Here is a 12,503-nt window from a genome sequence, read left to right as displayed (position 1 = left end):
GCCCCGTTCGCAAAGGCCCCGGCACGCCGTGCCGCGGATCGCGGCATCATGTGACAGGTATCACCGCTCGTGTGTGACTCGCGATTTAGATAGCCCCCGCAACCGGCGATAACCTGCGAGACGGACATGCCGCGCGCTCGGACACCGTGTGCGCCTCCCTAGTGACAGCGGACGTCACGTTGCCCTTCGCGGCACGCCCACGCATCCAACGAACCGCGAGATCACTGATAGGGACGGAAGCGCGTGGACCTGTTCGAGTACCAGGCGAGGGACCTCTTCGCCAAGCACGATGTACCGGTGCTGGCCGGTGAAGTCATCGACACGCCTGAGGCGGCGCGCGAGATCACCGAGCGTCTGGGCGGCAAGTCCGTCGTCAAGGCGCAGGTGAAGGTCGGTGGTCGCGGCAAGGCCGGTGGCGTCAAGCTGGCCGCCACTCCGGACGAGGCCGTCGCCCGTTCGACGGACATCCTCGGCATGGACATCAAGGGCCACACGGTCCACAAGGTCATGATCGCCGAGACCGCTCCGGAGATCGTCGAGGAGTACTACGTCTCCTTCCTCCTCGACCGTGCCAACCGCACCTTCCTGTCCATCGCCTCCGTCGAGGGCGGCATGGACATCGAGGAGGTGGCGGCCACCCGTCCGGAGGCCGTCGCCAAGACGCCGGTCGACGCCATCGACGGCGTGACCCCGGAGAAGGCCCGCGAGATCGTCGAGGCCGCGAAGTTCCCGGCCGAGGTCGCCGACAAGGTGGCCGACGTGCTGGTCAAGCTGTGGGACGTCTTCATCAAGGAGGACGCCCTCCTCGTCGAGGTGAACCCGCTGGCCAAGGTCGCCTCCGGTGAGGTCATCGCCCTCGACGGCAAGGTGTCGCTCGACGACAACGCCGAGTTCCGCCACCCCGACTTCGAGGAGCTCCACGACAAGGCCGCGGCCAACCCGCTCGAGGCCGCCGCCAAGGAGAAGAACCTCAACTACGTCAAGCTCGACGGCGAGGTCGGCATCATCGGCAACGGCGCGGGTCTGGTCATGTCGACCCTGGACGTCGTCGCGTACGCCGGTGAGGCCCACGGCAACGTCAAGCCGGCCAACTTCCTGGACATCGGCGGTGGCGCCTCCGCCCAGGTCATGGCCAACGGCCTGGAGATCATCCTCGGCGACCCGGACGTCAAGTCCGTCTTCGTCAACGTCTTCGGTGGCATCACCGCCTGTGACGAGGTCGCCAACGGCATCGTCCAGGCCCTGAAGCTCCTCGAGGACCGCGGCGAGGAGGTCACCAAGCCGCTGGTCGTCCGCCTCGACGGCAACAACGCCGAGCTGGGCCGCCAGATCCTCACCGACGCCAACCACCCGCTGGTCCAGCGCGTCGACACCATGGACGGCGCGGCCGACAAGGCCGCCGAGCTGGCCCACGCCGCCAAGTAAGCACTCAGGACGAGGACACCAACACACCATGGCTATCTGGCTCAACAAGGACAGCAAGGTCATCGTCCAGGGCATGACCGGCGCCACCGGCATGAAGCACACCAAGCTCATGCTCGGTGACGGCACCAACGTCGTGGGCGGCGTGAACCCGCGCAAGGCGGGCACCACCGTGGACTTCGACGGCACCGAGGTACCGGTCTTCGGCACCGTCAAGGAGGCCATCGAGAAGACCGGTGCCAACGTCTCCGTGATCTTCGTGCCGGAGAAGTTCACCAAGGACGCGGTCGTAGAGGCCATCGACGCGGAGATCCCGCTGGCCGTCGTGATCACCGAGGGCATCGCCGTGCACGACTCGGCCGCCTTCTGGGCGTACGCCGGCAAGAAGGGCAACAAGACCCGCATCATCGGCCCGAACTGCCCCGGCATCATCACCCCGGGCCAGTCGAACGTCGGCATCATCCCGGGCGACATCACCAAGCCGGGCCGCATCGGCCTGGTCTCGAAGTCCGGCACGCTGACGTACCAGATGATGTACGAGCTGCGCGACATCGGCTTCTCGACCGCCGTCGGCATCGGTGGCGACCCGATCATCGGCACCACCCACATCGACGCCCTCGCCGCGTTCGAGGCCGACCCCGAGACCGACCTGATCGTCATGATCGGCGAGATCGGCGGCGACGCCGAGGAGCGGGCCGCCGACTTCATCGCGAAGAACGTGACCAAGCCGGTCGTCGGCTACGTCGCGGGCTTCACCGCGCCGGAGGGCAAGACCATGGGTCACGCCGGCGCCATCGTCTCCGGTTCGTCGGGCACCGCCCAGGCGAAGAAGGAGGCGCTGGAGGCCGCGGGCGTCAAGGTCGGCAAGACGCCGACCGAGACGGCGAAGCTGGCCCGGGAGATCCTGGCCGGCTGAGGCCCCCTTGGCTGACCGGCGGTGGGCCCGTCCCCTGTGTGGGGGCGGGCCCACCGCCGTTTTCTCGCTCGCCGGGCTCACCCGGCTTCAGGAACCAGCCTCTCCGGCCCGCTCGCCAGTTCCTCGCGGAGCTTTTTCCGCAGCTTCAGCTCTCGTGCCGACAGCGGGCCCGGTGCCGCGCGCGAGGGCACCCCGCGGACCTTCTCACCGGGCGGTACCGGCGGCTCGTAGTGCGTCGGCGCGGTACGGGCCGTCAGGGCGGTCGCGCCGATCAGCGTCGCGGTGAAGGCGATGGCGGCGCGGGTCCAGAAGCGCGCCCGGCGCTCGCTGCCGCCGCGCACCACGGGGGGCCGGGCGGCGCGCAGCCGCTCCGCCGAGGCCAGTTCCGCGAGCCGCCGGTGCAGTACGGCCGGGTCAGACAGCTCCGGCAGCCGCGTGGCAACCTCCTCGCGCGCGTGCAGCAGCCGGTTCGCCGCCGCCGGGGTGCTCGCCTCCGTCTCCGCCGCGGTCTCCGGCAGTCCGAGGCCGACCCCGTCGAACAGCACGAGCGTGCGGCGGTAGGACGGCGGGAGGGCCAGCAGGACGTCCAGCAGCGCCCTGTCCGAGGCGTTCGCGAGGGGCGGCTCGGGGTGCCGGTAGCGGGGGCGGAAGCGGTGCCAGGGCGAGAGGGCGTAGTCGTACGCCGCCGCGCGCACCCAGCCCGCCGGGTCCGGGTCGACGGCCACCTCCGGCCACCGCTGCCAGGCCTGCTGGAACGCCCGCTCCACGGACTCCCGGGCGAGTTCCCGCCGCCCGGTGAGGAGGTACGCCTGGCGCACCAGGGCGGGAGCGCAGAAGGCGTAGAGGGCGTCGAAGGCCTGGGCGGGGGTGAGGGGAGAGGCGGCGGGTTCGGAGTCTACGAGGGTGCTGAGAGGCTCCGCTGAGGGAGCTGAGACAGATGATGTCGTCGGCACGATCGGGGCGGTCGATACTTCTGGTACTGCTGGTGCGGCCAGCTCGGCCAGTAACTGCGCGTACGCCTCCAGCCTGGAGCCGCGCGGCGTCGCGCGGCCTGACTCCCACGCGCGCACCGTGTGCCGGCTGACGCCCACCCGGTCGGCGAGCTGAGCCTGCGACAGCGACGCGGCCTCCCGCAGGCGTCGGCGCTCCTTGGGCGGGGGAAGCGGGGATGCGGGACTCCGAGTCACCGGTCGCCGCCCCTCCGTACGAAAAGGCACATAAGCACATATTGAGCGACACGGCGGGGGTTCGCCTGTTACAACGGAAAAGCGCGTGTCGTTGGGAGCATGACGGGCGTGAACCGGATGACCGAGCGCCGACCGTCGTTGTCGCCCCTGCTCACCCCGCTGACGGCCCGGCTGCCCGGGCTGGCCGACGGCCTGCTGGGCGGCGCCCTCGCGGCCGGGCTGGGGCTCGGCTCGATCGCCGTCCTGGTGATGGTGCTGTGGATCAGCTCGCCGTACCCCGACAGCGGGCCCGGCGGCGCACTGCACATCGCCGCCGCGCTGTGGCTGCTGGCACACGGTGCCGAGCTGGTCCGCCCCGACACCCTCTCCGGCGTACCCGCCCCTGTCGGCGTCACCCCGCTGCTGCTGTTCGCCCTCCCCGTGTGGCTGCTGCACCGGGCGGCGCGGGACGCGGCCGAGGGGGAGGACGACACCGGGCCCATGGTGGAACCGCGGACGGCGTGGACCGGGGTGGTGCTCGGCTATCTGGCCGTCGCGACCGGTGCCGTGATCTACACGGCGGGCGGGGCGCTGCGGCCCGCGTGGCTGTGGACGGTGCTGTGGCTGCCGCTGGTCGCCGCGGTGGCGGCGGGCCTCGGCGTGTGGACGGCGTACGGCCGTCCCATCGACCCGCTGGACCGGCTGCTGGTGCGGCTGCCGCGCGGTGTGCGCCGCTTCGTCCGGGGCCTCAGGAGACGGGCGGGCCGCGAGCGGCTGGCGCTCGCGGTACGGGCCGCCGGAGCCGGGACCGCGGCGTACGTCGGGGGCGGGGCGCTGCTGGTGGCGGTGTCGCTGGTGTGGCACGGCGGGGCCGCGCGGATGTCGTTCGCGCAGCTGACGGAGGGCTGGTCGGGGCGGTTCGCGGTACTGCTGCTCTGCGTCGTGCTGGTGCCGAACGCGGCGGTGTGGGGCGCGGCCTACGCCCTCGGCCCCGGCTTCATGCTCGGCGTCGGCCGGGTCACGGGGCCGCTGTACGCCGACCCGGCGCCGCCGCTGCCGCCGTTCCCCCTGCTGGCGGCCGTGCCGGACGGCGGTCCCGGAACGCCGCTGCACTGGGCGACCGGGGTGGTGCCGGTGGCGGCCGGGGTGACGGTGGGGTGGTTCGTGGGCCGGGCGGCGCGGCCCCGCTGGTCGCTGGGGCGTACCGTCGCCGGGGCGCTGCGCGCGGCCGTGCTGGGCGCGGCGCTGCTCGCACTGCTGGCCGCGCTGGCGGGCGGCCCGCTCGGCGTGGGAACGCTGGCCCGCTTCGGGCCGGTGTGGTGGCAGGTGGGAGCGGCGGCGCTGGCGTGGACGACGGTCGTGGCGGTCCCGCTGGCGGTGGTGGTGGCGGCGTGGCGGAGACGGGCCGCGCGGCGGCAGGCCGAGGCCCCCGAACCCGCCGAGCCGCAGGTCCCGGGTTCCCGAGGCGCGGAGCCCAGGTCCACGAGAACGAGGCTCGCGGCACCCGAGGCCGCCCAGCCGCCGGTCACCGAGCCGCCGGACGACCCCGGAAGAACACCGAGCCCGGCCCCGACGGCCCCGGACGCCGACGAGCCGTACGACTTCCTCCCCACCGACCCCTGGCGCGACGAGGGCGCCGTGCACGAGGCCCGCTTGGCGGCACTGAAGCAGGCCTCGACGGACACCCCGCAGTCAGAGGACTCACAGGAGCCGGAGAAGCCAGAACAGCCGGAGAAGCCCGAAGGGCCCGAAGAATCAGCAGAGCCGGTAGGCCAAGGCAAGCCGGACGAGCCGGAGGACAGAGACGAAGAGAAGTCAGAGGCGGCGGAGAATCCCGGGGTTCACGAGAATCCCGGGGCCCTGGAGAACCCCGAGAGCCCGGAAACCCCGGAAGACCCCGAACCGGAACCCCCGGAGACGACCCCGGCACCTCGGAAGCGACCGAAGCAATCCCCGAACCGCTGAGAACCCCTTAGCCGCTGTTGCCCAGAACCCCCCGCAGCTCCTCCGGCAGCAACTGCTTGCACGCCTGCTTCGACTCGTTCGTCAGCGCGTCGTTCACGCACGTGTAGTAGTCCTGGTAGACCAGCTGCGCCGTGAAGGACGCCGCGACCAGGGCGATGGCGAGGGACGCGGTGACGAGGCCGCTGATCGCGGCGGCGGTCTGCGGGCGGGCGGGCGGCACGGGGGCCGGGGCGTCGGGGTCCGGCGTGCGGGGCTTGGCGCGCAGCGCGCTGACGCCCCAGTACAGGGAGAGCGCGCCGAGCAGCAGGGCGACGTACGCCCAGGAGAAGAGGGCGAAGAAGAAGGCCCACATGCCGGCGAGCAGCGCGTACCGCGCGCGGCGCTGGGCGGGGTCCGTCGGGTCCCAGCGGAGCCCGCCGGGGCCGCCGCCCTGCCCGTCCGGACCGCCGCGGGGCCGCTCGCCGAAGCCGCCGGGGGAGCGGCCGGGCTGCCGGTCGCTCCACTGGCTGCCCCACGACGGACGGCCGCCGCCCTCGCCCTGCGATCCCTCGCCGTCGGCCGGCCGGCGCGGCTGCCAGGGCCGGTCGGGGGTGCCCTCCGGCGGCGGGGCGAACGGGTTGTCGTCCTTCCCGGCGTCACCGCGCTCGTCGCCGTCGGGCCTGACCTGGGGCGCGTCGGGCGGGGAGGTGGGGCGCTCCCGCAGCAGCACGCCGCTGCGCTGCCCTCCCTGCGCCGACTGCGGGGTGAGCGTGAGGAGTCGCAGGCTGCGGTCCGGCATCAAGTGAGCGTCTTCCCCTGGTGAGTGCGGCTGAGTACGAACGAGTACTACTGACTTGAGACAACTGACGGATACGGCTGGGACGAGGCCGTCACCTTACGAACGCGCCGTGCGCACCGCGCGTTCCCGCCCCGGCTCTCCCAGACGCTACCTTCCGGCCACGCCCCCGTCCCATGGGGGCCGCCCGGAGTGCCGGTATCGTTGCTGACGGTCGGCCGCTTCGTAGGCTTCCCCGTATCCGGGGGCGCGATGCATTCGTACGAACGCACATACGGCGCCGTACTCGGCCGACCGTACCGTCGTACCCCCGAGAAAGGGCCCCACCGTGGCCGCCAAGCCCGTGGCCAAGCGCCTCGTCGTGCTGGTCTCCGGATCCGGCACCAACCTCCAGGCGCTGCTCGACGCCATCGCGACGACCGGCGTCGAGGCGTACGGAGCCGAGATCGTCGCCGTCGGCGCCGACCGCGACGGCATCGAGGGGCTGGCCCGGGCCGAGCGCGCCGGACTGCCCACCTTCGTGTGCAGGGTCAAGGATCACGCCACCCGCGAGGAGTGGGACGCCGCCCTCGCCGAGGCCGTCGCCGCGTACGAGCCCGACCTCGTGATCTCCGCGGGGTTCATGAAGATCGTGGGCAAGGAGTTCCTGGCCCGCTTCGGCGGGCGGTTCGTGAACACCCACCCCGCCCTGCTCCCCAGTTTTCCCGGCGCCCACGGTGTCCGTGACGCGCTCGCGTACGGCGCCAGGGTCACCGGCTGCACCGTCCACTTCGTCGACGACGGCGTCGACACCGGGCCGATCATCGCGCAGGGCGTGGTGGAGGTCCGGGACGAGGACGACGAGAGCGCTCTGCACGAGCGCATCAAGGAAGTCGAGCGAAGGCTGCTCGTCGAGGTCGTGGGGCGGCTCGCCCGCAACGGCTATCGCATTGAGGGACGAAAGGTAGTTATCCAGTGACCGCCGACAGCACTGTCATGGCCGAGGGCGACAAGCGGGCCATCCGCCGCGCGCTCATCAGCGTCTACGACAAGACCGGGCTCGAGGAATTCGCCCGGGGGCTGCACGAGGCCGGCGTCGAACTCGTCTCCACCGGCTCCACCGCCGCCCGTATCGCCGCCGCCGGCGTCCCCGTCACCAAGGTCGAGGAGCTCACCGGCTTCCCCGAGTGCCTGGACGGCCGGGTCAAGACCCTGCACCCCAGGGTGCACGCGGGCATCCTGGCCGACCTGCGCCTGGAGGACCACCGGCGGCAGCTGGAGGAGCTGGGCGTCGAGCCGTTCGACCTCGTCGTCGTCAACCTCTACCCGTTCCGGGAGACCGTCGCCTCCGGTGCCTCGCCCGACGAGTGCGTCGAGCAGATCGACATCGGCGGCCCGTCGATGGTCCGCGCCGCCGCCAAGAACCACCCGTCCGTGGCGGTCGTCACCGACCCCGGCTCCTACGCCGCGGTCCTCCAGGCGGTCCGCGAGGGCGGCTTCACGCTGGGGCTGCGCAAGCGGTTCGCCGCCGCCGCGTTCCGTCACACCGCCGCGTACGACGTGGCCGTCGCCGGCTGGTTCGCCGAGTCCTACGCCCCCGACGACGACAGCGGGCTGCCCGGCTTCCTCGGCCAGACCTACACCCGCCAGAACGTGCTGCGCTACGGCGAGAACCCGCACCAGCCGGCCGCGCTCTACGTCTCCGGCACCGGCGGCCTCGCCGAGGCCGAGCAGCTGCACGGCAAGGAGATGTCGTACAACAACTACACGGACACGGACGCCGCCCGCCGTGCCGCGTACGACCACGACGAGCCGTGCGTCGCCATCATCAAGCACGCCAACCCGTGCGGCATCGCCGTCGGCGCGGACGTCGCCGAGGCGCACCGCAAGGCGCACGCCTGTGACCCGCTGTCCGCGTTCGGCGGTGTGATCGCCGTCAACCGCCCGGTGTCGAAGGAGATGGCCGAGCAGGTCGCCGAGATCTTCACCGAGGTCATCGTCGCGCCCGACTACGAGGACGGCGCGCTCGAGGCCCTCACCAAGAAGAAGAACATCCGCGTCCTGCGCTGCCCCGAGGGCCCGGCCAACCCCGTCGAGGTCAAGCCCATCGACGGCGGCGCCCTCCTCCAGGAGACCGACCGTCTCCAGGCCGCCGGCGACGACCCGTCGACCTGGACCCTGGCGACCGGCGAGGCGCTGAGCGAGGCGGAGCTGGCCGAGCTGGCGTTCGCCTGGAAGGCCTGCCGCGCGGTCAAGTCGAACGCGATCCTGCTCGCGAAGGACGGCGCCTCGGTCGGCGTCGGCATGGGTCAGGTGAACCGGGTCGACTCCGCGAAGCTGGCCGTGGAGCGGGCGGGCGCCGAGCGCGCGCAGGGCTCGTACGCCGCGTCCGACGCGTTCTTCCCCTTCCCCGACGGTCTGGAGATCCTCGTCGAGGCCGGCGTGAAGGCGGTCGTCCAGCCGGGCGGCTCGGTCCGTGACGAGCTGGTCGTGGAGGCCGCGAAGAAGGCGGGCGTCACGATGTACTTCACGGGGACGCGCCACTTCTTCCACTGAGGCACTGAAGCAGTGAGGCACTGAAGCAGTGAGGCACTGAGGTCCGAAAGCGTGTAGGCCCGCCGGTTCGATGACCGGCGGGCCGACGCGTGCCGCGGGTCGTCGGGTCAGCAGGACGGCAGCGGGTCCGTCTCCGAGACGATGTCGTTGTCGCTCATCCAGCCCCACTCGCCGTTGTCCGCCTGGGTGTGGACCCAGCGGTTGGGGTGCGGGCCGCCGTGGTTCTGGCCGCCGTCGAACTTGCAGACGAAGAAGGACGGGTTGGAGTACATCCGGCCGACGACCTGGTTGCTGTTCGCACCCGCGTAGACGTTGGCGCCGGTCGCGTTGTTGCAGTACCAGACGGAGCCGTCCTGCCAGCAGGGCGCGGCGGCCTGGGCGCTGCCGGCGGCGGTCAGGGTGAGCGCGGCGCCGGCGGTGACGGCGGCGGCGCCGAGGGCGAGGGTCTTGCGGAGCATCGTGGTCATGACTGTTCCCCCAGTCGTTGTACGGGTGGTACGGCGGGCGGCCCCGGCACTCCCCCGAGAGAGCCGGGACCGCCCTCGGTCGTACTCCACCGTGCCGCCCCGCCGCCCGCTGGGGTACCTCGGAACTCTGAGGGTCACTTCGCGCGCGGTGGCGTGTACTCCTTGAGGTAGTGGGCGACACGTTCGGCGTAGGCGCGGGCCTTCGGCGGCACCCCGCCCGTCTCGTTCACCGTCTTGTACGACGTCCGGTACGCGGCGGCGGCCAGCACCCGCCGGTCCCCGGGCAGGGAGGACTTCAGCCGTGGCTCGACGAAGCAGAGGTAGCGGCCCATCGCCGGGATCGACTCGGCGGGGGTGATGGGCGGCCTGGGCGTCTCGGAGGCCGGGAGCCCGTCCTCGCGGATCCACCAGCGCAGCACCCGCGGCGTCCAGCGGGCGATGCCGTACTCGTCAAGCGTCGGATCGGCGAGGTCGGGGTCGAAGTCGCTCTCCACCTTCAGCATCGCCGCGATGAGCGGCGGGGTGATCTCCGGCTGGGTGCAGGCGTGCGCCGCGTCGACGATGAGCCGTCGGTAGGCGACCGGGATGCCCTTGTCGGTGCGCAGCTCACGGGCGCCGTGAGCCGCCGCGGCGGTGGCACCCGCCCGCCCGGCACCCGCACCGGTGTCATCCGTCCAGGCGGTGACGCCGTAGCCGAGCGCCACGGCCGCGGCCGTCGTTGCCGCCGCGGCCAGTACGGCGGTACGGCCGCGGGGGCGGAGGCGGCGCGGGCGGGCCTCGCCCGCAGCCTCCCGGACCCGCCGCAGCAGTGCCTCCCCGCCGATCCGCTCCCGGTGCGTACGGGCCAGACAGGCGCCCACGATCTCCCGCCAGTCCTGCGGCAGGTCCGGGGCCAGGCGCAGCTCGTCGGTGCCGCGCGCATACGCGGCGGCCGCGTCGCGGCGGGCCGCCGGGGTGCCGCCGGGCAGCGGGAAGGCCCCGGTGAGCACCAGGTGGGCGAGGACGCCGAACGCCCAGACGTCGGCCGACGGGCGGATCCTGCGGCCGCGTTCGCCGATCTCCGCCCACAGCAGTTCGGGCGGGGTGTAGTCGGGGGTGGAGAAGGCGGGCGTGTAGGCGTGGGTGCCCTCCAGTTCGGCGGCCATGTTGAAGTCGGCCAGCCGTGCCGAACCGTCCCTCATCAGCAGCACGTTCGCCGGTTTCAGATCGCCGTGCACCCAGCCCGCCGCGTGCAGCTGGTGCAGACCCTCGCAGATCTGCGCCAGCAGCGCGGGGCCGGCGGGCGGGCGGGGCGTGCGGGCCAGCAGCCCCGCCAGGGAGCCCTCCGCCCGCTCCAGCACGAGGACGGTCGCGCCGTCGAGCCCGGGGCGGCCGGGGTCGTCGACGGTCAGCGTCTCGTACATCCGGATCAGCCGGGGCCGGGCCACCCGGCGGTGCAACTCGACCTCGCGGTCGACCAGTTCGCGCAGGTGGGCCAGGTGGCGGGGCGTGCTGGTGCCGGTCGGCAGGAACTTCAGGGCGGCGGTCCTGGGCAGCCCGTCGCCGGTCCGCCGCCCCTCGTAGACGCTGCCGAACGCGCCGGTCGCGATCGGCCCCCGGACCTCCCAGGCGCCCACCCGGTACCCGCGCGGCACCGGTACCGCGTACGGCCCGTCCCGTCCGGTCACCCGGTGGCCCGGCCGGTGGCCGTTGCCGTGGCCGTCGCCGGGGGCCGGGCGGCGAGGACGCACAGGTCGTCCTCGCGGACCAGGTCGAAGCGGAGCGCCAGGGACACCAGGGACTCCTTCTTGCCGTTGAGCCGGGGCCCCGGGTCGGCGGTCTCCGGGGCAGGCTTCAGCCGCAGCTTCACGGCGAGGTAGTCGATGTTCCACTGCACCGAGGTGCGGGAGGCGGCCGGCCAGCCCGGACGCAGCCGGTCCACGACCTGGTCGACGGTGGGCAGCGGGGCGTGCGGTTCGCCGCGCAGCCGGGGCTCGCACAGGGCGGCCAGCACCGCGAAGTACCGCTTGGTGGGGTCCAGGGAGAAGGCGGGCGCGGTCGTCGCGCCGTCCGCACCGGACTCGGGGCGCAGATAGTCGTGGCGCGGCGCCCACACCTCCACCGGCAGCAGATCGCCGGCGGCGGGCAGCACGATCCGGGAGAACTCGAACGGCACGGGGGCGTCGAGCCGCCCCGGCCCGACCTTGATGTGCTCGCCGGCCCCCTCCGGGTTCTCCACGACGTACGTCTGGTCCCGGCTGAGGTTGCTCAGTATCCAGAAGGCGCCCTGCGCGGCGATCTCACCGGCTCTGCGGGAGACCCCTTCGTGGGCGATCAGCAGCTCGTTGCCGGCGCCGCGTCCGAAGGACAGCCGCTCGCCGGGGGCGAGCCGGAACCGGTGGTCGCGGCGCTCGCCCTCCTCGGCCGGCGGAGGTACCACGATGATGCTGTACAAGGTCCGTCTCCCGTGCCCCGACCCGTTGCCCGACACTCGTCGGGCCCGACAGCTACCCAGGCCGGGGCGGGGTGACGCACCAGGGCCGTGTCCCCCCTCGAACGGGTGAGACACGGCCCTTGGGTGTGAACGGCGACCGTACGCTCAGTAGCGCGGGCGGGCGAACCAGGCGGTGCCGCTGGGGACGACCGGCGCGGCCGTGATGATGGCCGCGAAAGAGACCCACAGCAACGGGAAGATCACGGCGGATGCCAGACCTGTGTCGATTCCGACGAAGAGGTAGATGGCACCGACAATGAACCCGAGTGCCCCGTAGATCACCGTGGTGATCCGGATGCCCTGGCCGCCCTTGCCGAACTTCACGCCGAGCGTGATGGAGAGCGCGGCGAGACCCAGCGCGATCAGCGCGAAGAAGACCATCACGCCGGCCGCCATGTCACCGCCCTCGCCGATCGCGCTGAACGGGTCGTCGGAGGAGGTCGACAGGTCGTCGGCGGCGTCCGTGACGTCGTTGACGAAGGCCGCGAACCAGAGGAAGGCCAAGCCGATGAAGATCTGCGCCGCGGACACGAGGTAAAGGAGGACACGGGCGGTGGTCAGCAGACCCGGCATGGACTGCGGGCCCATCATGTTGGCGCCCGGGTAGCCGGGGTACGCCGGCTGCTGCGGGTAGCCGTAGCCCTGCTGCGGCGGTACGCCGGGCGGGGGCGGGGACTGCTGCGGGTAGCCGTAGCCCGGTGCGGCCGACGGCGGCTGCTGGGGCGGCTGCCCGTAGGGGTTGTTCGGGTCGCCGAAACTCATGGCGGTCTTTCCTCCGTTTGCC

General features: G+C 72.6%; 11 protein-coding genes. 5 read left to right on the top strand and 6 right to left on the bottom strand.

Going from position 1 to position 12,503, the window contains the following annotated elements:
• Positions 1-243 precede the first annotated feature (243 nt).
• Entirely contained in the window at positions 244-1,425 is a 1,182-nt protein-coding gene (gene sucC, locus ACSU6L_RS14605) for an ADP-forming succinate--CoA ligase subunit beta (RefSeq protein ID WP_073940451.1), read from the top strand.
• A 28-nt stretch (positions 1,426-1,453) separates the two neighbouring features.
• Complete coding sequence (sucD, locus tag ACSU6L_RS14600; RefSeq protein WP_437057039.1) at positions 1,454-2,338, top strand: succinate--CoA ligase subunit alpha; 885 nt, start codon at positions 1,454-1,456, stop codon at positions 2,336-2,338.
• Between the two features lie 77 nt (positions 2,339-2,415).
• On the opposite strand, the gene ACSU6L_RS14595 is transcribed toward sucD, so the two are convergent.
• Positions 2,416-3,525: a helix-turn-helix domain-containing protein gene (locus ACSU6L_RS14595; protein ID WP_437057037.1), complete on the bottom strand. Its 1,110-nt coding sequence runs from the start codon at positions 3,523-3,525 to the stop codon at positions 2,416-2,418.
• A 99-nt stretch (positions 3,526-3,624) separates the two neighbouring features.
• Between ACSU6L_RS14595 and ACSU6L_RS14590 the strand changes: the two genes are divergently transcribed.
• Positions 3,625-5,469: a cell division protein PerM gene (locus tag ACSU6L_RS14590; RefSeq protein ID WP_437057035.1), complete on the top strand. Its 1,845-nt coding sequence runs from the start codon at positions 3,625-3,627 to the stop codon at positions 5,467-5,469.
• 7 nt (positions 5,470-5,476) lie between these two features.
• Here ACSU6L_RS14590 and ACSU6L_RS14585 read toward each other — a convergent pair whose 3' ends face one another.
• Positions 5,477-6,247 (bottom strand): hypothetical protein, encoded by a 771-nt coding sequence (locus ACSU6L_RS14585; protein WP_437057034.1) that lies wholly within the window; start codon positions 6,245-6,247, stop codon positions 5,477-5,479.
• A gap of 325 nt (positions 6,248-6,572) precedes the next feature.
• Between ACSU6L_RS14585 and purN the strand changes: the two genes are divergently transcribed.
• Together purN and purH are read left to right on the top strand one after the other, a co-directional pair.
• Positions 6,573-7,202, top strand: a complete 630-nt coding sequence (purN, locus tag ACSU6L_RS14580) for a phosphoribosylglycinamide formyltransferase (RefSeq protein WP_073940446.1) — start codon at positions 6,573-6,575, stop codon at positions 7,200-7,202.
• Between the two features lie 17 nt (positions 7,203-7,219).
• A complete protein-coding gene (purH, locus tag ACSU6L_RS14575) occupies positions 7,220-8,779 on the top strand; it encodes a bifunctional phosphoribosylaminoimidazolecarboxamide formyltransferase/IMP cyclohydrolase (RefSeq protein WP_437064896.1) in 1,560 nt (519 codons plus the stop codon).
• 107 nt (positions 8,780-8,886) lie between these two features.
• On the opposite strand, the gene ACSU6L_RS14570 is transcribed toward purH, so the two are convergent.
• The 4 genes from ACSU6L_RS14570 to ACSU6L_RS14555 form a co-directional block, all read right to left on the bottom strand.
• Positions 8,887-9,246, bottom strand: coding sequence for a hypothetical protein (locus ACSU6L_RS14570; RefSeq protein WP_437057032.1), 360 nt, complete (start codon positions 9,244-9,246; stop codon positions 8,887-8,889).
• 134 nt (positions 9,247-9,380) lie between these two features.
• Positions 9,381-10,913: a protein kinase domain-containing protein gene (locus tag ACSU6L_RS14565; protein WP_437064894.1), complete on the bottom strand. Its 1,533-nt coding sequence runs from the start codon at positions 10,911-10,913 to the stop codon at positions 9,381-9,383.
• The gene (locus ACSU6L_RS14560) at positions 10,910-11,680 is read right to left on the bottom strand and encodes an FHA domain-containing protein (RefSeq protein WP_437057030.1); all 771 of its coding nucleotides are present in this window, start codon (positions 11,678-11,680) and stop codon (positions 10,910-10,912) included. The genes ACSU6L_RS14565 and ACSU6L_RS14560 overlap by 4 nt, the downstream gene beginning before the upstream one ends.
• Positions 11,681-11,824: 144 nt before the next feature.
• Positions 11,825-12,481: a hypothetical protein gene (locus ACSU6L_RS14555; protein ID WP_437057028.1), complete on the bottom strand. Its 657-nt coding sequence runs from the start codon at positions 12,479-12,481 to the stop codon at positions 11,825-11,827.
• Between the last annotated feature and the right edge of the window lie 22 nt (positions 12,482-12,503).

The organism is Streptomyces sp. enrichment culture (assembly GCF_964272855.1).
Classification (GTDB): domain Bacteria; phylum Actinomycetota; class Actinomycetes; order Streptomycetales; family Streptomycetaceae; genus Streptomyces.
This window is presented reverse-complemented; position numbering and strand designations above follow the sequence as displayed.